The organism is Bacillus sp. T33-2 (genome assembly GCF_002860205.1).
Classification (GTDB): domain Bacteria; phylum Bacillota; class Bacilli; order Bacillales; family Cytobacillaceae; genus T33-2.
In genome coordinates, this window is the sequence record NZ_PGVB01000012.1 from 35,095 (window position 1) to 55,733 (window position 20,639).

Genomic DNA, 20,639 nt, shown 5'->3' on the forward strand with positions numbered 1-20,639 from the left:
CTCAACCAGTTTGTGTTTAGTTTAACCGACTCGATCGCCAGAATACAAAAGCTTATTCTCCAAAACAATTATTTATTGAAAAATTCAGTGATGCTTTCTCTAATTGAAGTTGGTTTTTTTCCAATCAGTTTTTCCAGGTCAGTCGAAGTGTGCCCGAAATTCCCGCCTGCTATTGAGTTATAAAGGGCAATCTGAAAGTCTGCGAGGCCTTCAGGAAGCCCTGCCTCGACCATGGCTGTAAAGGCTTCGGAATCAGCAACTGATTGATGAGAGACAGTTTTGCCTGATACATCAGACAGTATCTGGGCCAGGTCGTCATAGTTCCAAGTATCAGCGGAAGCCAGTTCATATACTTTGTTTTCATGCCCCTCTTCAGCAAGGACGGTTGCAGCTGCCAATGCCAAATCACTTCTCGTAACCGAATTGACTCTTCCTGTTCCTGCTGAAGTAACAATGGCACCGCTGTCGATATAGGATTGCAGGCCTGGATTGACGAAAACCTCCTGATAAAAGGCATTTCGCAATACAGTCGTTGGAATGTCTGATGCACGCAGCGTGTATTCCGTTGCCAGATGGACATTTGCAAGAGGAGGAAATGCCCCCTTATCAGCAAAAGCAAAACTAGTATAGGCGACGTGTTTAACACCAGCTTTCTTGGCTGCTTCTATCGCATCCACATGTTTACGGATACGCGCTACTGCTTCGTCCTCCGGCGTGGAAATCAGCAGCAGTTTGCCTGCTCCGGCAAACGCTTTTTCCATTGATGCCGGATCGTCATAATCCCCGTATCTTACTTCGATTCCCTGGTCGGCATACGCTGCCGCCTTCTCAACGTTTCTGACGCTTACAGCAATATTGTCTGCGGAGACTTTTTTAAGCAGATGTTGGACTACAAGCTGCCCCAGTTCTCCTGTTGCACCAGTGATGACGATTTTTTCCATGAACGTTCCATCTCCTTGATTTTGTTGTTTTACTTGGTTCAGTTATCAAGTATAATCATATAATATGTAACTAGTCATGATTTTAAAAGTAGGCACATTTTTATAACATAGTCATAAAAATAGTACCATTGAGAAAAGAGGTGCGTCCATGGCGAGAATCCGGTTTCAGGGGAAACTCCCCAAGGGCCAGGAGGAAATCTGCCCGGTGACCCATACCCAAAATCTAATTGCAGGCAGGTGGAAAATCATCATCCTGTGGCATTTGAGCAAGCAAACACGCAGATTCAACGAACTTCAACGGCTGCTCTCCGGCATTTCAAAAGGGATACTCACCCGTCAGCTGCGTGAATTGGAAGAGGACGGGCTTGTGCATAGGGAGGTTTATAAAGAAGTCCCTCCAAAAGTAGAATATTCTCTTACATCCGCAGGAAAAAGTTTCATACCCATATTGGATAGTATGGGTGAATGGGGAACAAAACATTTACAAAACAGAAAAAGCTAAGGGCAATCTAAACTCTACCCTATATTGCAGACATTTAAGACAAGTCTGCCTATAGGGTACTTTTTTGCTTTAACTAAGATTCAGAATAATTAGGAAAAAAGAAGGGTTTTTGTCTTATGCCGTCAAATTAATTGTAAAAGAATGTTCGCTTGGAGGAAATAATGACGGGCCAAATAGAGTATATAGGCATGAAAATCCAAGAACTCGGCAACGATCTTTGGGTGGGTATAACAATTGTGCCTTTTGTAGATCATCATGGTAAAACTTATAAGCATATTTGCCAGTATGATATTACCGAAAAAAAGAAAACTGAGGATACGTTGCGGAAAACAGAAAAATTATCGATGGTAGGTGAATTGGCGGCAGGCATTGCCCATGAAATCCGCAATCCATTAACGACAATTAAAGGCTTTGTCCAACTGCTGACAGAAACTAGGAAAGGACAGAAATTCCGAGATACAATCCTTGAAGAATATATGTATTACTCATAATTTCCCCTCAACGGCTGTTTTGGTCCGGGGTGAACAAAATCAATTGAAACAAGTGTTTTTAAACATCACCAAGAATGCAATCGAGGCAATGCCATGTGGAGGCAGGATCTATATCAATATTGCGTGGTCGAAATCACAATTTCAATCACAGATACTGGCGTTGGAATATCAGCAGACCAGATTAAAAAGCTTGGAGAACCTTTTTACACAACTAAAGCCAGTGGCAACGGATTAGGACTCATGGTCAGCTACAAGATCCTTCAAAACCATAAAGGAAAAATTGGAGTAAACAGTGTTCCAGGTGAGGGGACCGAATTTATCATAAGCTTCCCTGTCAAGCTGAACAATTAAGAATTTCCCTTAACATAAATAAAGACTAGTGTAGTCCTGTTCCGCACTGATTATCTTTTCGTTTGGATATTGATTTTATTTTACAGAAAAGACGAAGATATAACACATACCTTATTAAATTATCGGCCAGAGTTTTCGAAATATATAAAATTTTCCTATCAGCACTATTGGATGGTGAATTCTCTTGGAAATAACCAGGCATTTTTTGTTCAACCTATCCTTATTAATCATCATCATGTTTTTCAGTTTACTATTGTCCGAAAGGCAGGGTGGCAAGCAATTGTCCCGGATTACGGTAATCGGCTGTTTTGTTGTCTCGCTGCTGATCTGCTTCATGCTGCCCTACCATCTTACCGGGCACCTCCGATTGGATATGCGAAATATACCCGTAGTTCTGGGCGGCCTGTATTTGAGAATCGGACCCCTGCTCTCCATTCTGGCCATCCTCGTCCTGGGAATTTACGGATTCGACCCGGGATTCTGGGCTAATTTCCTGCTTTACACAGTGTTGGCCATAATGCTGTGGCGCCTTTACCCCTGGTTTTCTCTTCAGTCCCCAAAACGCCGCATTCTCATGTCTGTGATTTTGTGTTTTATCATCAGTGTGGCAAACTTGGCCGCCATGGAAATCATCAACCCACCACATAAAAAAATCGATGTATGGCTTGCCTATTTGACAATACCTCCGCTGGGTGCCGGAATCATTTCGTACGCCATCGAGCTAGTCAGAAAAAATCACCTTTTGCGCCAGCATTTAATCAAGTCCAAGAAACTAGAAGCCGTCGAACAGATGGGAGCAGCCATTTCCCATGAGATCCGAAACCCCCTGACAGCCGCAATGGGGTTCGTACAATTGCTGCTTCAGGACGATTCCCTGTTAAAGTATAAACGGTACGAATACCTGTCATTTGTTAAAGGGGAATTAGAATCTGCCGAACGGGTCATCCAGGATTATTTAACATTTTCCAAGCCATCTTTGGCCAAGGTTGAGGAACTTAATGTTAAGAGAGAATTATCCCAAGTCCTGACCATCCTCCAGCCGATGGCCAACCAGAATTCTGTAGAGATTTTGACGGAATTTGCTGCTATCGGTTTCATCCAGGGGGACCGGCAGAAATTCCATCAATGCTTTTTAAATGTAATAAAGAATGCAATTGAAGCAATGCCTAATGGCGGTACTTTGACAGTGAAGACAGAATTCAACCAGCACCGTGTGAAAATCATAGTTGTGGATACTGGGATTGGCATGACGAAAGAACAGGTGGGGCGCTTGGGAGAACCGTATTATACGACGAAAGAAATTAAGGGTACAGGCCTTGGAATGATGGTAGTCTTCAGCATCGTACGGGTGATGAAAGGAACACTACGAGTTGAAAGCCACATTGGAAAAGGGACAGCTTTTTATTTTTCTTTTCCATCATTAATCCCATCAATAAAAAATGAAGGATTTTAACAGCAGCCAGTTTCGCTCCCCTGCAATAAAATGAGAGACACGCATAAAAGCAGTGTCTCTCATTTTCGTATTGGAATTCGAAGTGTTTTTAGGAAACTTTGGTTTCTTTTATCTCATTGTGTTCAGGCTTTTCTTTTGAGAAAAACCAGCCAGCTGCTGCGATTCCGACCAATACGAGATAAAAGCTTACTTTCCATTCTGTTGATTTGGCAAAACCTTCACTTAAGACAGCAAGTGCCGGGTGCGATAAAGTATAGACGGCCAGCTTCACACCAACCCATCCAACGATCGCAAATGCGGCAATTTCAAGGCCTGGCCTTTTCTCAAGGAGCCCGACAAACAAGTTGGCTGCGAAACGCATGATGATCAAGCCAATTAGCCCTCCGGCAAAAATAACCAAAAATTTTCCGCCATCAAGGCCGCCGATATTAGGCAGCGGTGTATTTGGCAGCACCATCGCCAAGGCTACAGCAGCCAGGATGGAATCAACAGCAAAGGCAATATCGGCTAATTCCACTTTCAATACTGTAGACCAGAAGCCTGAACCCTTGGAAGCTTCTTTTGGCTTCTGTTCTTCCGCTTTTCCCTTCACTACCTTGCGGAGTATGTGATTAAACGCCATGAACAGAAGGTATAGCGCACCTATCGCCTGGACCTGCCATACATCAATAAGGAAGGAAATGACGAACAGGGAAGCAAAACGGAATATAAACGCACCTGCCAAACCATAAAATAAAGCTTTTTTCCGTTCTTCCTCAGGCAAGTGTTTTACCATGATCGCAAGCACTAACGCATTGTCTGCTGCTAAAAGCCCTTCCAGCGCTATTAGCACAACCAATACCCATCCATATTCAAGCAAAAGAGAAACATCCATTACAAAACCCCCTCAATTTTTTATAAAATATCCTCCTGCCTGGTTAGAAAAGCCTAAGTGCCGTACTACAACCCGGCTCTCCGGGCTAAAAACGGGTTGGGCGCTGCAGCCAGACATAAAATAGGCCTTTACCTAATGGTAAAGGCCCTGGAAGACATCAAAAAGACCTTTACCGTAAAGTAAAGGTCTTGCTAACAACGTCAATGTTGCCAATAAAGCCGGAGAAATCGCTTCTCGGAATGACGACTTTATTGTACAGCTACTCCCCTTTAAAGGAAATATTTTATTAAGTTCAATTTATATGATATTCATTAATCTGTCAATAAGATTTTCAAAATTTTTAAAATAGGGATTGAATCGCGGTAATGACCACGCCAATGAAAAACCCGCAGACCGCACCATTGACGCGGATCCACTGCAGATCCCTGCCAAAATTATTTTCGATCATTTCGATAAGCGTTTCATCATCGAGCTTTTCCAGATTTTCCTGGACAAGCCGGCCTATTTTTGAATGATTGGCTTCAATCAGGCTGGTGAATTGTTTTTGCAGCCAGCTTTCGATCTGATCGATTCTTTCAGCATCCTCTTTGATGTTGGACAATACCCCTTGTAAATAAGGCATGATATACGTTTCCATTAACTTGCCATCTTCCACAAACGTAAGCAATTTCCCGCGAAGCTCTTGTAATGCATGGTTGATTTCCCCTGACGGGTCCCAGCCTGCAAAAAGATCAGCCTTCAAATTGTTTATGTCATCAAGAAGCTGTGTATTGTCTTTGACACTTATCAGCCCCTTGCGGATGTGACCGAGCAAAGCCTGCCGGTCTGGATTGGATGGGCTGCGAAGGCTCGCTATATTGCTATACAGGAGATTTTGAAGGATCTTCCCGAGTTTCTCTTCATTGACCAGGTTTTGAAAAGACTTTAAGGCGATTTGTAAAAAGCCGTCAAGCTCTATTTTGTTGATCGCCCGCACAGCAAAACTGCCCAATTGAAAAACCCGTTCTTCTTTCAAAACCCATTCTTCCGCTTTGGCTAATGCAAATTCCAGCCCTTTTTCATCATACTCCCTCTCCAGAAGTTGATCGATGACAGATTGGAGCAAGGGATCTATTCGATATGATCCAATGTAGTTCCTTATTTGTTTTTCAATAACAGGGACGATTTTTTCGATATCAGCATGTGTAATCAATTGTTTGATAGCTGATTCGAACCCCTTTTTTACTGCATCTGAATGCATCTCTTTTTCTACGACCGGCAGCAACTTCTCGGTAAATTTCACCTGCTTTATTTTATCCTGGATACTTTCCTTAGAAAGCCACTCGTTCTCAATGGTAGACACAACGGCTCTTGTCATTTTTTTTCGATTTTTCGGCAATAGTGCTGTGTGGGGGATGGGGATTCCCATTGGATGCCGGAACAGGGCAGTAACAGCAAACCAGTCTGCCAGACCACCGACAATCCCCGCTTCAAACCCGCCGTGCAATAAGGTGACAGGCAGCGGCCCATGGAACGGCAGGGTTGCCGCAAAGCCTGTGCCCATAACAGCAAGGGAGATGCTGGCCAGGTGCCTTGAGTTTTTAGACATTATTTCCATCATCCTTTATTCAGAAAAGCGCGGCTACGCTATACGGCAGCGCGTGCGCTTACCCAGACATTTCTTAATACAATACTCTATATCATTATAACTTAAAAATGTAAATCGTTTTATATGAACCTAACTTAAAAAAAGCCAGTGCACACTGACTTTTTTTGCTGTTCATTTAATCGTATGATAGCGCGTCCCTGTCAAGAGCGGTTGGCGGCTTCTCCATCCAATGTTTTTTGATCATGAGCGACTTTATATCTGCCTCATACTGGTAAACTTCCGCAATAATCTTTCCATACGTTGTTTTTAGGTCTTTGCGTGTGCTTACAGCTCCACTATAGCCGTACGCGGCAACACCAAAACGGTTTAATTGGTCTACATGATATACGATTAATCTGTCAGAAAATGGGGAAATCCGGGAATCCAGGACATGTGTATCCGAGGTCATCGAAACTGGCAGGTCATTTTTTATTAATATTGCACTCAATTGCGTGATGATATTAGCAGCTATTTGCTGCCCCCGTTCGATCAGGTTTTTTAAATCCGGGTCAGCATGAGCCTGCCTGAAACCGGTCAACAGGTTTTTGCCTGTGTAATTCATTAAAATATTTTTATGTAGCTCGTTTGCCTCCCGGGCAGTCAATTCTCTGTCATCATTAAAAAAGTTTCCGAGGAAGCCTTTCTCCGCTACCGGCTCAGTTTGATGGGTAGATGTAATTAAAGGAGGACGTACAAAAATTCCCTTTTCTAAAAGAAGTGAAACGGAACTTTCATAAAGATCCACCATCCGGCTTAGCCGCTCCTTAAAAAACTGCCGTATATCGCTCCGGGCCGAATCGGCAAGGGCCATCGCAGTTAAAGACATGCCTACCTTCGCCATATCATTTAAATAAAACAGGATAAACACATCTGAATACATTTTAGGGGCGTTAGGTTTTAAATCCTCTACTGCAGTAAATGCCTTTGGGATGGGATACTCCTCATTATTTAAAATCGTTTCCAAAAAATCAACTGATGATTTAGCAGTGGATAAAGCAGCAGTGCATACACCTTTTATATCTTCGGCTTCGCATGTAGCCTGCAGATATTCCAAAACTACGGCAGACAGACTGTTGTTCATGTATTGCTCCCAGTTATGCGCGAGCTCGCCAGAAGTTAATTTTGGTTGAGCGTTATGCGTATTCATGGTTGAAAAAGCCCCCTTTATATAGTGTTATTATGTTTAATTGTGTACCAGTAAATGTATTTAGAGGGGGCAAATTTTTTGTCAGCGATACCGCTCCTCCTTAAAAGGATTGGCTGTCATGGAATATCCCAATTCCTCCCAAAACCCTTCCTCATCCTGCTTTAAAAATTGGATACCTGACACCCATTTTGTACCTTTCCACAGATAAAATGAGGCTGGCGGGATGAACCGCAACGGATACCCATGCTTTGGAGAAATATCCTGCCAGTCGTGCTGCCCATCCTTCCACCGGTAAACAAACAAAGCGTCATCTCCAAGCAGAGCATGTAGCGGCAAATTTGCCGAATACCCAAACCGGTCGCCATTATAGTATCCATATATCTTCACAAATTGCACATCATCGCCGTATTGCGCGAACTTCACGAGCTCGCGTAAGGCGATCCCTTCAAATGAAGTGCCAAATTTTGACCATGTCGTTACACAATGCATATCAATCGTTGCCACCGTTTTCGGCAGCTTCATTACTTCTTGATACGTAAGCACGATTTCTTCTTTTACTTCGCCGAACAATTTGAAATTCCAATGTTCCTCTTTATATTCATAAACGTCCCCCTGGTGGAGAATTGGCCCGCTTTCCGTCTCGAACTGGCCGGGTGGCAGCTTATTTGCCATCATGGTCACCCCTTGCTCAGATGCAAAAATCGATTTGATTCCCTGCAAGTTATGTTCCCGAAAATGAGGTATTTCATGCAATGGGCCATCCTGCATTTTGGATCTGTCCCGCTTCTTACAAGCTCGTTTCGCTTTAAGCCAAAAAATGATTGATAAAATATGGCGCCTAGCAAGTTAGATGCCTGCTCTTCTATTTTGCTCATATTTTAGTTTTATAGGATTATATTTTTTGAAATTTGCAACATCAATAACCTATACTTCTTTAAAATAATTATTAATTAGTATTGATTTTTCATTGAGAAGTGGTATCATTTTATTTGTAATAAGTTTAAATAACAAAAGAGGTGATTGTCTATGAGCAATAATAAAAATCTTACTACCAGCTGGGGCGCACCAGTCGGTGACAACCAGAACTCAATGACAGCAGGTTCTCGCGGTCCAACATTAATTCAGGATGTCCACCTTTTAGAAAAGCTGGCGCATTTTAATAGAGAACGTGTTCCCGAGCGTGTCGTTCATGCTAAAGGCGCAGGTGCCCATGGGCATTTTGAAGTCACCAACCCTGAGATAGCTACATATACAAAGGCTAACTTTTTATCTGAAGTTGGAAAGCGTACGCCGTTATTCGTAAGGTTCTCAACTGTCGCCGGTGAGCTCGGCTCTGCTGATACAGTGCGCGACCCGCGCGGATTCGCTGTGAAATTCTATACTGAGGAAGGCAATTATGATTTGGTAGGGAACAATACACCCGTGTTCTTCATCCGTGACGCAATCAAGTTCCCTGATTTCATCCATACACAGAAGCGCGACCCTAAAACGCATTTGAAAAACCCGACAGCTGTTTGGGATTTCTGGTCCCTGTCACCTGAATCCCTGCACCAGGTCACCATCCTGATGTCTGACCGCGGCATTCCGGCGACTCTTCGCCATATGCACGGCTTCGGAAGCCATACATTCAAATGGGTAAATGCTGAAGGTGAAGCAGTGTGGGTCAAATACCACTTTAAGACTGAACAAGGCATTAAAAACCTGTCACCTGAAGCAGCAGCTCAAATTGCCGGTGAGAATCCTGATTACCATACAGAAGATTTGTTCAACTCAATTGAGAATGGTGACTTCCCGGCATGGAAATTATACGTCCAAATCATGCCGCTAGAAGATGCAAATACTTATCGCTTTGATCCATTCGATGTAACAAAAGTATGGTCCCAAAAAGATTATCCATTGATCGAAGTAGGCCGCATGGTTCTCGACAGGAACCCTGAGAACTATTTTGCGGAAGTTGAACAGGCAACATTCTCTCCTGGCACATTTGTACCGGGGATTGAGGCATCACCTGACAAGATGCTCCAGGGCCGCCTTTTTGCTTATCATGATGCCCACCGTTACCGTGTCGGCACCAACCATCAAATGCTCCCAATCAACCGCGCACGCAATGAAGTGAACAACTACCAGCGTGATGGACAAATGCGTTTTGATAATAACGGAGGTGGTTCTGTATATTACGAGCCTAATAGTTTTGGCGGACCGACAGAAGCTCCCCTGCATAAGCAAACTGCATATCCGGTTGAAGGATTTGCAGAAAGTGTCGCATACGACCATAACGACCATTACACACAGGCTGGCGACCTGTACCGCTTAATGAGCGCAGAAGAGCGCGAACGCCTGGTAGCAAACATTGTCGCCGCAATGAAGCCGGTGACAAGGGAAGATATCAAGCTGCGCCAGGTCCAGCATTTCTTTAAAGCCGACCCTGAATACGGAACACGTGTAGCTGAAGGCTTGGGGCTGCCAGTTCCACAGGAAGTGTAATTTCTGTTGTTCCTACTATTGTTGTAACAATCTATTCTCTATTTTATTCTCAGGTCATTTCATAGTTGTAAAATATTGCACAGGTATCCGCAGCTTGCGGATACCTATTTCTTAAAATCAACCAAAGAGGATGTTTAATAGTGGATGAACAAGTTGACCAGCTGATCCAATTATTAAAAGACCACGGCCTAAGGATAACTCCGCAAAGGATTGACATCTTAAAAACCATCATATCAATGGACGGGCATCCTACAGTCGAGGAAATACATCAGCAGCTGGAATTAATAAGCCTGGGCACCATCTACAATAACGTAAAATTGTTTGTAGAAATGGGGATTCTCACCGAGCTTCCCTATGGTAACGGGATCAGTATGTATGAAATGCATAAACCCAACCATTATCATGTCATTTGTGACTCATGCGGAAAAATTGCGGACTTCAATTATCCTGATTTAAAGGAGGTCGAAGATGTCGCATCAAAATTGACAAACTTTGACATCCATCTTCATCATCTGGAGATTTATGGATTATGCACCTCCTGCCAGGAAAGTGACATAAAGCCGGATTAGCATGGCTCCCGCCGCCCTGGCACAGATGGTACAAAAAAAATCAACTTAACTCATGGTTAAGTGAAAAAGGTGGAATTTACGATGGTTAATCAAAAAAACATATGCCCTAAATGCCAAACACCAATTAAAACCCTTAAACACAGCATTATTTGTGAATGTGGTGCGAGGCTTAAAACCGGCAAGCACAAACAATAACTATTGCCTGGATGCTTCGTGAAAAACAGCCATATTAGCATTCACGGCCTGTCCAACTCCGATGTTCCCATTTAGCGGCTTTCTGCTACAGCGTAATCACAATCGGACCGGTTTTTGTGACGATTACTGTATGTTCGCATTGAGCGACAAAACTTTTATTTATAGTTGTAAACGTCCAGCCATCTTCTTTTTCGTACACTTCCTCATCGCCCGTCGAAATAAATGGTTCAAACGCTATGACCATGCCGGCTTTTAACAATTGGGTATCCCATGGGTCAAAATAATTCAATATGTGGTCCGGCGGTTCATGCAGGGATAAGCCAATACCATGCCCGGTCAGGTTCTTGATAACAGTGAACCCTTGCTGCCTTGCAGTATTATGGACGGTTTTGCCAATCCGGTTTTTCTTTGAACCCGCCTTTAAATTATGTAAGCCTGCCTCAAACGCCTTTTGGGCTGCTTCACACAGCTTGAACAAAAGAGGGTCACCATCCCCGACAACAAAAGACAGTCCAGTGTCAGCGAAGTAACCATTTTTGGAGCCGGACACATCTATATTGACCAAGTCCCCCTCCTGAATAATGCGCTTCCCGGGGATGCCATGGGCAACTTCTTCATTTACGCTGATACAGGTAAAACCAGGAAAATCATAAGTGCTTTTAGGGCCTGAGCTTGCTTCATATTTATCAAAAAGTTTTCCGGCTAACTCATCCAATTCTTTTGTTGTTATCCCTGCTTTTGTATTGCGGATCATTTCATCCCTGATAGCCCCTACAATCTTGCCGATTTCTTTAAGGCCATTCATTTCTTCTTCAGTTTTGACAATCACAGACGTTCCTTCCCTCCTGGTGGTAATTCAACCTTTAATGAATTTATGTAATACATACACTATACCCGAACTTTGGTTTTCCCGCTTGCTGATGCATCGGATAACGGGAAAAAATTGTTGAACAAGCGGAGGGCTGAACCCGTGACGGTCAACCCTGGCTTGAAACGTATGTGACTTTGATACACAGCGCAGCTGAAATCGCTTTACATACAAAATGCGCAAGTTTTCTATCTGCCTCCTCACTAATTGATAGAACCGGAATTGATATTTTTCCCGTAAAATATTTCATCCATCTCCGCTTTCAGCCTTTCTGTGATTTCTTCAATTTCTTCTTGTGCCAGTTTTTCTTTTGTGTATCCAAATAAGTAGTTGTTTAAGTCGAAAGCCCGAAGCCTGCATTTCGTATGGAAAATATTTTCTTGGTACACATTTACATCAATCATGTCATATAAGCCTTTAGCTTCATCCGGGATATAGTTTTGAATGGAACTGATGTCATGGTCGATAAACAGCTTGTGGCCGTTTTTGTCTCTCGTAAAACCCCTGACTCTGTAATCAATCGTCATGATGTCAGTATCAAACGAATGGATAAGATAATTCAGTGCTTTTAGCGGTGAAATTTCTCCGCATGTTGAAACGTCGATGTCGGCCCTGAATGTGCTGATTCCTTCATCAGGATGATATTCTGGATAGGTATGGACAGTAATATGGCTCTTGTCCAGCTGCAGGACGACATTGTCAGGAAGAGGCCCCGGTGATTCAGCAAATGACTCAGTAGGGACTTCTACAACCGGCCCCTCTGAAACCAGGATGGTCACACTGGCTCCCTGCGGGACATAATCTTGTTTTGCGATATTTAACACATGCGCCCCGATTATATCCGCAACGTTTTTCAAAATTTTAGTAAGCCTGTCCGCGTTGTATTGTTCGTCAATATAGTCAAGATAGGCCTGACGCTCTTCTTTCGTCTTTGTATAGCAAATATCATACATATTAAAACTCAAGGATTTGGTAAGGTTGTTGAAACCATGCAATTCGATGCGCTGCTCAGGTGTAAGTTTCATGTGCATTCCCCTTTTATTAGTTAAAAATATATTTCGTCGATTTCTGTAAATATTTTTATGATACCCATTCTTTGCAATAAAAAACAGCCTTCGTCCCGCCAAGATTACTCCACGAATAATAACCACCCGTGAGAACGGGTGGTTTTCTCTGTGTCTGAAAGCCTTTGTTGCTGACCAGACCCTAAAGGGCCTCTGAATGGTTCTCCAAGTGTACTACTTTTACTGGCCAGACCTCAAAGGCCTTCTGCTTACTTTCGTTTCTTTTTCTGTACCTCCTCACCTGTGAATGGATCAATATATTCCATCATACTTAGTTGTTCTGCGACTGCATCATCTTGTATCTGATTACGTATATATTCTTCTATTACCTTTTTGTTTCTCCCAACTGTATCTACATAATATCCAGTACACCAAAATTTTCGGTTCCCATATCTGTATTTCAAATTTGCATGACGATCAAATATCATTAGACTACTTTTTCCTTTTAAATATCCTACAAATGCGGACACACTTATCTTAGGTGGAATACTCACAAGCATATGTACATGATCTTTACACGCTGTTGCTTCTATAATCTCAACACCTTTTCTTTCACATAGAGTTCGGAGTATTTCACCAATATCCTTTTTAATTTTCCCATAAATTACTTGTCTTCTATACTTCGGTGCAAATACGATGTGATACTTACAATTCCAAGTTTTGTGTGCTAAACTATTAGTGTCTTTTGACATTAGAACTCCTCCGTTTGTTGATATTTTGGTTGGCGGAACCAAAAATATTTTAGCACCACGGGAGAGTTTTTTTAATACCACGCTGAAAGCTTTTTGGAACCCTAGGCCTAGCCTAGGGTTTTCTTTTTACAAAAAAAAGCAGCCCCAGTCAAACTGCCAGGCTGCTTTGTGAAAGGATCTATATGTTTTAAACTAGCAAATGAATGACGTTTCCTGAAGGGTCCTTCGTAAGCAATAAGCCGTTTTGCTCGATGACCCATTCACCCATTTGCTGCAGCCTCTGAACCGTTTCATCCCTTGAATTTTCATCAGGTAGAACGACTGAATACGATTTGAGGCCCGCGCTATTTTTCTCGGGGGCAGGGGCACCTTTGCTGTGCCATGTATTTAGTCCAATATGGTGATGGTATCCGCTTGAAGAGACAAAACGGGCAGACTGGCCGTAAAGGCTGTTTACAAGCTCGAATCCAAGGCCTTCACAATAAAAACGCTCAGCTTTATCGAGATCAGCGACCTGCAAATGGATATGCCCCATTACTGTACCTTCGGGCAGGCCGGCCCATTTCACCCCTCCTGTTGCCGCCAATAAATCTTCACCATTTAATGGTTCGGTTGCCATTATGACCTGCCCGTTCTGCCATTTCCATGTTTCAGACGGACGGTCACTATATATTTCAATTCCGTTTCCATCAGGATCTGCCAAATACAATGCTTCACTGACAAGATGGTCGGAAGCGCCCTGCAGCGGATAACCCGATTGGAGCAGATGAAGCAATACCCTTGCCAGGTCTGAACGGTCAGGGAGCAATAATGCAAAATGGTACAAACCTGTTCTATTTTGCTTTCTCGGCAGCGGATTCTCCGGCTGTTCTATTTTGAGCAGCGGGGTAACTCCGTCGGCAGTCAGCACTGCCTGGCTTGCAGAACTTGACAGTGTCTTGAATCCAATAACATCCTGATAAAAAGAAAGGGAGCGTTGTAAATCCTGAACTAACAGATGAACATCTCGGACAAATATTGTCGCTTTTTGATGAAAGCCCATTGTGAACATACCTCATTTCCAAATGAATATATTTTTACTGGTTAATTTATTTCGATTGAATAAGTTAGTTACTTTATGTAAGTAAGTATAATTCGGTAAATTTGTTACGTCAAGTAATATAGTGTATAATTATATTTACAATCATAACGTTTGTTCTTTGGAAAATTTTAAAACATAATTGACTGCTGAGGTGACTCTATATGAACCAGTCTCTACTATGTCCAAGGTTTGAAAAAGCAATGACGATTTTAAGCCAGCGCTGGACAGGATTGATAATATACCAGCTTCTATCCGGACCCCAGCGTTTTTGCACGATAGAATCATCGGTCGCTGTGAGCGGAAGGGTTCTTTCCGAAAGGCTGAAGGATCTGGAGCAGCAAGGCATTGTAAAGCGGGAAGTGTTTCCCGAAACCCCTGTCAGGATTGAATATTCTTTGACTGAGAAAGGGCTTGCTATGGAACCAATTTTACGCCAAGTGGAAAAATGGTCACAAACCTGGCTGGAAATTGATAAATCGGATGGCGAGAAAGAATGAAGCTGGTTGTATTTTGAACAACCAGCTTTTTTTGATGCAATGCGATCTGCAAAGCTGCCACCCCACACGAGTTATTTCATGTCCGGACAGCCATTCAATCGTGCGACAGTAGCTTTAATCCCACCACGGCAAAAAGCACCATGCACATACAAGCGATTCTTTTCCAGCTACGTGACTCCCCAAAAAAGATCATACCGAGTAAGGCACTTCCTGCCGTGCCAATTCCGGTCCATATCGCATAAGCGGTACTCATTTCGATTCCCTTCATTGCCAAAGTAAGAAAACCAAAACTCAAAACAAAGCCCGCAAAAAACAGAAGGAAGGATGAAACACCGCCTTTCTTGTTCAGCTGATTAATACCGGCAACACCAATTATTTCTCCAATCCCGGCAATGAATAAAAACAGCCAGTACATTATGAATCCCCCCTGTGAGCCTGCTCATTTTCTGTCACCATTTTTAAACCCAACACTCCCAAGAGCAAAATTGATATGAGACCGACCTTGGCCAGGCTAAACGGCTGCCCAAACAGCAGCATTTCCATTATGACGGTCCCGCCTGTACCAATGCCCGTAAAGACAGCGTACGCTGTGCCGACAGGCAACTTCCGGGAAGCCGCAATCAAAAGGTACATACTCAACAAAATGGCAACGGCCGTCCCTATCCACTGCGAGAATGAATGGGAATGCTTTAAGCCGATCACCCACATAATTTCAAAAAGTCCTGCTATAAAGATGGTTGCCCAATTCCGGTCCATAGCTGATTAACTCCTCCTGCCATTATCATTTGTAAAATTTCGCGGTTCAGCCCCAAATAGAAAAGCCCGGAAAGATATCTGTTGATATCCTCCCGGGCTTTTTTCCCTCCGTGTACGCAGAGCTGAACAATCTGCGCGTCCCCTCTCGGTCCAGGCCAACCCTTGATGCTGCGGAACCCTAGGGAACTTTCAATGAATTGAATAATATCACAACGGAACCTACATGACAATTTTTTCTTCCTTGGAGCATGCTGGTGAAAATTCACTAATGAAAAATAACAGCAAATGTGTTATATTATTATTGTTTCTTTTCAGGAACAACCTATATGGAGAAGTACCCAAGTGGTTCAAGGGGGCGCACTCGAAATGCGTTAGGACGGGCAACCGTTGCGTGAGTTCGAATCTCATCTTCTCCGCTCTGCCTTTTAGGGACAGCAAGTCGCTGTCCCTTTTTGCATGTACATACAAAAACGCCAGCCATAGGCTGACGTAAAAAAGGAGGTTATAGGCTGTCAGAAGCTCTGTTGATGTGGAAGAGAGCTTCTCGTATATTATTATGTCAATAAACATTTATTGACTAAGCTAATCCACCAGTGAATTAGCACATTTTAATATTCCGAGTAGTCAGGCGGCCCCCTGTGAAACAAAAGTTAATCCATATTAAAACCGGCCTGACCTGATAATTGAATAAATGATCCATAGAAACATTGCAAAAGCTATAACAAATCCAACCTCCACTGCGGGTATTCTGGTGAAAAATGTTCCATCTCCCAACGTAGCACCAATTATCAGTCCCAATACAACAATACTGAAGGCCAAAAGAGTGATGCTAAAGGAAATCTGGTTGCTGATGCGGTCAAATTTATGAAAAATCCTGTTAATGTCATACAGGCCGATTTCGACCTTCAGATCCCCGTCTGAGGTTTTTTTCAGCACATCCTCGACTTGTTTGGGTATGTTCCTAAGCGTTCCGGAAATATCACGGGCGTTGTGCCACAACCGCTTGCCGATTTTAATCGGGTCATATCTTTCTCGAAAGAGCTGTTCCCCATAAGGTTTTGCCAGACCCAGCAAGCTTAATGACGGGTCAATATCTGAAATGATACCTTCCACTGTCATAAGGGTTTTCCCCAGCATCGTTAAATCTGTTGGTATGAGGATTCGATGGTTTTGGGCAGTTGCGAATAATTCGTTGATCGTCAATCCCACATTTAATTCCCCGAGAGGAACATCGCTGAATTTCCGGCGGATTCTGTGGACATCGTCATAAAATCGTTTTTCATCTAGGGAAGACGGGACGTCCGCAAAACGGTATATCGCTTTTACCAACAGGCCTGTATCTTCCTTCATCAACCCGATCATCAAGGTCGTGACATCGTATCTCGTGTCTTCAGATAACCTGCCAACCTGGCCAAAATCAATAAAGGCAAGCTGTTCGGTTTCAGGCATGTAAAGTATGTTTCCTGGGTGGGGATCGCCGTGGAAAAATCCTTCCCTGAGGATTTGGGTAACAAACGCTTCAACCAATAGATCCGCGATTTTCCTTTTGTCTTCTTTTTCAGGAATTTCGGAGGAACTGCCGGATAACTTTACACCATCAATTTTTTCCATCGTCAGTATCTCGGAAGTCGTAAAGTCCCAGTAAATGGAAGGTACCTTGATACCTTGATTCCCTTCAAACTGCAGCTTGATGGTTTCCGTGTTCCGGCCTTCTTCAATATAATCAAGTTCCCTCTTAATGGATGATGCCAGCTCTTCCACCATTTCAGTGACGCGGTAGTCCTGCGCCCAGTCATAATGATTTTCAATGAGCCTTGCAATGTCACCCAATATTTCAAGATCTGCATAAATTGTCTCTTTGATATGGGGGCGCTGTACCTTCACCATCACTTTCTCCCCTGAAGGCAGAACGGCCTCGTGAACCTGGCCAATTGAAGCGGCGGCTACGTATTCATCGTTAAATGACAGAAATATTTTTTCAGGGAGACTACCCAATTCCTGATTAATTTTCTGCTTTATTTCTTCGATAGGCACAGGAGGCACATCATCCTGGAGTTTTTCTAATTCCAAAATGATTTCTCGCGGCAAAAGGTCGCTCCTGATACTAAGGAGCTGTCCAAGTTTGATGAAGGTTGGGCCGAGCTCCTCTAAAAGGGAGCGGACCCGGCTTGCTGTTTCATGGGCGTTTCCCCTCTGCAAATCAGCAGTAAGCCGGTCTGTGAACGATAATAAATTTACCAGCCCTACCTCCTGGACCAAATAGCCAAACCCATATTTTACAAGGATGGACACAATTTCTCTATATCTTTTTAACCGTCTCATTTTATGCATTGAATCACCTGTCTGTTATTTATTATCTGGATCATAAATATTTGGTGAGGCAACTGGACTTTCACCATTAGTCTCGGGCTTTTCTGTATGGAACGTGTCCCGTTGGAGCTGCAATTCTTCCTTCAAAAAAGTTAATTGTGCCTGAACAGCATCCAATTCTTCCCTTGTAACGAAACCAAGCTCTTTCAACTGGTTCGTTGCCATTGTCCTGAACTCCTGGTTCCAGCTTTCACTTTTTTGTTCCCCTTTTTTGAAGAAATCGTCCAATAGGGAATTAGCTTCTACCGACGACATCTGTCCCTTTTCCACAAGCTTTGTGAGCGTCTCCTCCAGTCTTTCCTTTCCATAGACAGCCGCGCCAACTCCTAGCATAAAACCTTTTTTTATCAACTCATTCATGGTTATTTCCTCCTAAGTATTGAATTCTTTTAAGTTTAATACCCTAAAACAGGAATACCTACCCACAAATATATTGAAAAAATTTTTGGAAACGCAGAAAAAAAGAGCCTGGAACTAATTCCAAGCTCTTTGCTATGAAACTATTATTTTGCAAATCTGTGCTTGCCGATTGTCACAGTAACCTGGCGGGAGAAAATCCAGTCACTGACGGAAGTTTTTGGATTATAGAAAAATAACGAACCATTTCCTTGCCCTCTAAAAGCAAGTGCTTCATTTACCGCTCTTCTAGAAGCTGCGTCTGGCTCCTGGTTAAAGGATCCGTCCTGTACCGGTGTAAACGCATAATGTCCATTTACTTTCTGGTAAATTACACTTTTCACTGTGTCAGGAAAATCAGGGCTTGCGACTCTATTAAGAATCACGGTTGCAACTGCCACTTTCCCTGCATATGGTTCACCTTTTGCCTCTGCATGTACAATGTGGGCAATAAGATCTTTATCTGCCTCCGAAACCTGGTAATTCGGGATGCGCAGGTTTTGTCCAATGAATACTTGGTTTGTCATGGCATTATTTGCCCTTTTTAAATAGGCCGTTGGCATTCCGTACTTGTTGGCAATTTTCCAGTAAGTTTCACCAGGCTGTACCCTGTGTGTATTTCCAGCCGCTTCAGACTGGGGACTCATTACAAAGAATGATGATAATAACAGCATTGATCCAATTACTAGTTTCTTAATCTTGTTCATTCCTAAATCCTCCTAGCAGTCTTGCTTTCTCTCTATTACAAGGCTACCAGTTGTAACACACTCTATCATTATCCAAAAACTGGCATTCATTGTTGAGGCTCCTCAAACCCATGTTATCAATGCCTTTAAGTTTAAACTGGTATTATGAACCAGCTGAGACTTTTTTCCTATATTAAACATGAGTGTCAATTAAAGGCTTGTTTTTTACAGACTATTTCAATAATGTTACATACGGAAAATGGCCTCAGACAGAGAACACCAGCCATTCCTCCCGAAAAAAGAAAAGCCCTCGTTGTACGTTTGGATTCGTTATTTTTACCTAATTTGAGGATAGAATAGCTCCTTTTGATCGTACAATCGAATGGGCAATTAGTTCTTCCCCTCCAAAGTCGAGCTGGACTGTCAGCAATGCAGCAAGATATACGGCCGGAAACGCAGCGCAAATCCCGCCTGTTTTTTCACCCAGCTTTTTCGCCAGCACCGTTGATGCGAGCACAGCAGTTCCGCCCAAAAGAAACCGGATGGCCCATGCCGCAGCAGATAGTTCACCCACTACAATCGGCCCCTTTTCAAAACGGTGAGTCCATGCTGTGGTTCCTTGATTACGTTAGCGGGCTTTTTATAGGCAAACCAGTAAGCCATCGCAACAAATACAGAACCGCCGACCGCATTCCCTAAAAATACAGGAATAAAGTTATCTATGTATTCAAACCAGCTAAAATGTCCGGCAAAAATCGCCGCAGGTATTACGAACATATTAGCTACTACGTGCTGGAAGCCAATTGCAACGAAAGTCATTGTCGGAAACCAGAAGCCGGCAACCTTTCCAATGATATCTTTCGATCCGTATGACAGCCACACCGCTGCCGCAACCAGCCAGTTGCAGCCAATCCCGGAAATAAAAGACTGCAGAGTTAGCCGACAATTTATGCTCGGCAACACTGACTGTCTTCTCAAGATATGGGCCGATTTCAGTAAGCCCAAGGACATGCCCGAATAAATAGGCAACAAATAAGGCCCCGACAAAGTTAAAGAAGGCAACCAGTCCCCAGTTCGAAATTACTTGCCTCGTGGAGATTTTTTTTGCAAACCGCGCGAGTGGTGCTGCCATCATGTTCCCTGTCAGCAATTCCCCGCCCGCAATTAATGTGAGGATAAGCCCTACCGGGAAAACGGATGCGCCGATAATGGCACTCAGCCCCTCTATATTTTCGGGCAATGTAGCAGTTACCCGGATGTAGAGCAAATATGCAAGCGCAATGAATGCCCCTGCCTGGAAGCCCAATATGGCAATTGTCGTCAAAGGGTATTTCGTTTTCTTAATGCCTGTTTCAATTGTCATTTCTGTAATTTGCTCGGGCTTGTAATATGACATTTAGGATCAAATCCTTTCACATACATAGTATTCATGCATCGACCATTTGTGATATATTTCACAACTATCAATCTGGTTAATTTTACAGCTTTTTTCGCGATAGCGATGTGAACATTTTTCAAAGGTTTTTGAATCGGTTACAAGGCAAGCGTGACGGTTAATTTGTTGAAGATGCGGCATGAACGCTTAAATGGCAAAA

21 protein-coding genes, 1 tRNA gene, 2 pseudogenes and 1 riboswitch are annotated in these 20,639 nt (G+C 43.1%); of the genes and pseudogenes, 8 read left to right on the plus strand and 16 right to left on the minus strand.

Translation table 11 applies throughout. The annotated features are described in order from the left end of the window. Positions 1-68: 68 nt before the first annotated feature. Positions 69-941 (minus strand): SDR family oxidoreductase, encoded by an 873-nt coding sequence (locus CVD19_RS10365; protein ID WP_101581792.1) that lies wholly within the window; start codon positions 939-941, stop codon positions 69-71. A 148-nt stretch (positions 942-1,089) separates the two neighbouring features. Between CVD19_RS10365 and CVD19_RS10370 the strand changes: the two genes are divergently transcribed. From CVD19_RS10370 to CVD19_RS10380, 4 genes and pseudogenes are all read left to right on the plus strand, one after another. After that, positions 1,090-1,443, plus strand: coding sequence for a winged helix-turn-helix transcriptional regulator (locus tag CVD19_RS10370; protein WP_101581793.1), 354 nt, complete (start codon positions 1,090-1,092; stop codon positions 1,441-1,443). 287 nt (positions 1,444-1,730) lie between these two features. Further along, positions 1,731-1,872, plus strand: a pseudogene (locus CVD19_RS26050) (histidine kinase dimerization/phospho-acceptor domain-containing protein); the annotation flags it as partial. Between the two features lie 155 nt (positions 1,873-2,027). Beyond that, the gene (locus CVD19_RS25415; RefSeq protein WP_257985092.1) at positions 2,028-2,285 is read left to right on the plus strand and encodes an ATP-binding protein; all 258 of its coding nucleotides are present in this window, start codon (positions 2,028-2,030) and stop codon (positions 2,283-2,285) included. Positions 2,286-2,565: 280 nt separating this feature from the next. Next, positions 2,566-3,738 carry a HAMP domain-containing sensor histidine kinase gene (locus tag CVD19_RS10380; RefSeq protein ID WP_308314864.1) on the plus strand — a complete coding sequence of 391 codons (1,173 nt, stop codon included), beginning with the start codon at positions 2,566-2,568 and terminating at the stop codon, positions 3,736-3,738. Positions 3,739-3,826: 88 nt separating this feature from the next. Here CVD19_RS10380 and CVD19_RS10385 read toward each other — a convergent pair whose 3' ends face one another. The 4 genes from CVD19_RS10385 to CVD19_RS10400 all read right to left on the minus strand — a co-directional run bounded on the left by CVD19_RS10385 (position 3,827) and on the right by CVD19_RS10400 (position 8,058). Then, positions 3,827-4,612, minus strand: a complete 786-nt coding sequence (locus CVD19_RS10385; RefSeq protein WP_101581795.1) for a TerC family protein — start codon at positions 4,610-4,612, stop codon at positions 3,827-3,829. A 340-nt stretch (positions 4,613-4,952) separates the two neighbouring features. Next, positions 4,953-6,200, minus strand: a complete 1,248-nt coding sequence (locus tag CVD19_RS10390; RefSeq protein ID WP_101581796.1) for a DUF445 domain-containing protein — start codon at positions 6,198-6,200, stop codon at positions 4,953-4,955. Between the two features lie 175 nt (positions 6,201-6,375). Continuing rightward, positions 6,376-7,386 (minus strand): DUF3231 family protein, encoded by a 1,011-nt coding sequence (locus tag CVD19_RS10395; RefSeq protein WP_101581797.1) that lies wholly within the window; start codon positions 7,384-7,386, stop codon positions 6,376-6,378. An 81-nt stretch (positions 7,387-7,467) separates the two neighbouring features. Next, positions 7,468-8,058: a molybdopterin-dependent oxidoreductase gene (locus tag CVD19_RS10400; RefSeq protein ID WP_101581868.1), complete on the minus strand. Its 591-nt coding sequence runs from the start codon at positions 8,056-8,058 to the stop codon at positions 7,468-7,470. Between the two features lie 354 nt (positions 8,059-8,412). Between CVD19_RS10400 and katA the strand changes: the two genes are divergently transcribed. Together katA and CVD19_RS10410 are read left to right on the plus strand one after the other, a co-directional pair. After that, positions 8,413-9,870 carry a catalase KatA gene (katA, locus tag CVD19_RS10405; protein WP_101581798.1) on the plus strand — a complete coding sequence of 486 codons (1,458 nt, stop codon included), beginning with the start codon at positions 8,413-8,415 and terminating at the stop codon, positions 9,868-9,870. Between the two features lie 140 nt (positions 9,871-10,010). Continuing rightward, on the plus strand, positions 10,011-10,439 hold the full coding sequence (locus CVD19_RS10410; RefSeq protein ID WP_374702881.1) for a Fur family transcriptional regulator: 429 nt from the start codon (positions 10,011-10,013) through the stop codon (positions 10,437-10,439). Positions 10,440-10,719: 280 nt separating this feature from the next. Here the strand turns inward: CVD19_RS10410 and map are convergent, their stop codons facing one another. From map to CVD19_RS10430, 4 genes are all read right to left on the minus strand, one after another. Next, positions 10,720-11,463 (minus strand): type I methionyl aminopeptidase, encoded by a 744-nt coding sequence (gene map, locus CVD19_RS10415; protein ID WP_101581800.1) that lies wholly within the window; start codon positions 11,461-11,463, stop codon positions 10,720-10,722. 242 nt (positions 11,464-11,705) lie between these two features. Further along, complete coding sequence (gene speD / locus CVD19_RS10420; protein WP_101581801.1) at positions 11,706-12,527, minus strand: adenosylmethionine decarboxylase; 822 nt, start codon at positions 12,525-12,527, stop codon at positions 11,706-11,708. A gap of 248 nt (positions 12,528-12,775) precedes the next feature. Beyond that, the gene (gene tnpA / locus CVD19_RS10425) at positions 12,776-13,258 is read right to left on the minus strand and encodes an IS200/IS605 family transposase (protein WP_101581802.1); all 483 of its coding nucleotides are present in this window, start codon (positions 13,256-13,258) and stop codon (positions 12,776-12,778) included. Between the two features lie 187 nt (positions 13,259-13,445). Then, positions 13,446-14,300, minus strand: a complete 855-nt coding sequence (locus CVD19_RS10430) for a VOC family protein (RefSeq protein WP_101581803.1) — start codon at positions 14,298-14,300, stop codon at positions 13,446-13,448. Positions 14,301-14,500: 200 nt separating this feature from the next. On the opposite strand from CVD19_RS10430, the gene CVD19_RS10435 reads away from it, so the two are divergent. Next, a complete protein-coding gene (locus tag CVD19_RS10435) occupies positions 14,501-14,836 on the plus strand; it encodes a winged helix-turn-helix transcriptional regulator (protein WP_101581804.1) in 336 nt (111 codons plus the stop codon). Positions 14,837-14,930: 94 nt separating this feature from the next. Here CVD19_RS10435 and CVD19_RS10440 read toward each other — a convergent pair whose 3' ends face one another. Together CVD19_RS10440 and CVD19_RS10445 are read right to left on the minus strand one after the other, a co-directional pair. Further along, positions 14,931-15,251, minus strand: a complete 321-nt coding sequence (locus CVD19_RS10440; protein WP_101581805.1) for a DMT family transporter — start codon at positions 15,249-15,251, stop codon at positions 14,931-14,933. Next, on the minus strand, positions 15,251-15,592 hold the full coding sequence (locus tag CVD19_RS10445) for a DMT family transporter (RefSeq protein WP_101581806.1): 342 nt from the start codon (positions 15,590-15,592) through the stop codon (positions 15,251-15,253). The genes CVD19_RS10440 and CVD19_RS10445 overlap by 1 nt, the downstream gene beginning before the upstream one ends. 87 nt (positions 15,593-15,679) lie before the next feature. Further along, positions 15,680-15,785, minus strand: a riboswitch (guanidine-I (ykkC/yxkD leader). Between the two features lie 135 nt (positions 15,786-15,920). On the opposite strand from CVD19_RS10445, the gene CVD19_RS10450 reads away from it, so the two are divergent. Further along, positions 15,921-16,008 (plus strand) — tRNA-Ser (locus CVD19_RS10450). A 244-nt stretch (positions 16,009-16,252) separates the two neighbouring features. Here CVD19_RS10450 and CVD19_RS10455 read toward each other — a convergent pair. The 5 genes and pseudogenes from CVD19_RS10455 to CVD19_RS10475 all read right to left on the minus strand — a co-directional run bounded on the left by CVD19_RS10455 (position 16,253) and on the right by CVD19_RS10475 (position 20,440). Further along, positions 16,253-17,914 (minus strand): ABC1 kinase family protein, encoded by a 1,662-nt coding sequence (locus CVD19_RS10455; RefSeq protein WP_180953584.1) that lies wholly within the window; start codon positions 17,912-17,914, stop codon positions 16,253-16,255. Between the two features lie 24 nt (positions 17,915-17,938). Further along, a complete protein-coding gene (locus CVD19_RS10460; RefSeq protein ID WP_101581808.1) occupies positions 17,939-18,322 on the minus strand; it encodes a phasin family protein in 384 nt (127 codons plus the stop codon). A gap of 143 nt (positions 18,323-18,465) precedes the next feature. Further along, entirely contained in the window at positions 18,466-19,065 is a 600-nt protein-coding gene (locus CVD19_RS10465; protein WP_180953585.1) for a cell wall hydrolase, read from the minus strand. Between the two features lie 319 nt (positions 19,066-19,384). Further along, a complete protein-coding gene (locus CVD19_RS10470) occupies positions 19,385-19,618 on the minus strand; it encodes a DUF3147 family protein (RefSeq protein WP_101581809.1) in 234 nt (77 codons plus the stop codon). Next, positions 19,618-20,440 (minus strand): annotated as a pseudogene (locus CVD19_RS10475) (formate/nitrite transporter family protein). Before CVD19_RS10475 ends, CVD19_RS10470 begins: the two are co-directional and overlap by 1 nt. Positions 20,441-20,639: the final 199 nt, after the last annotated feature.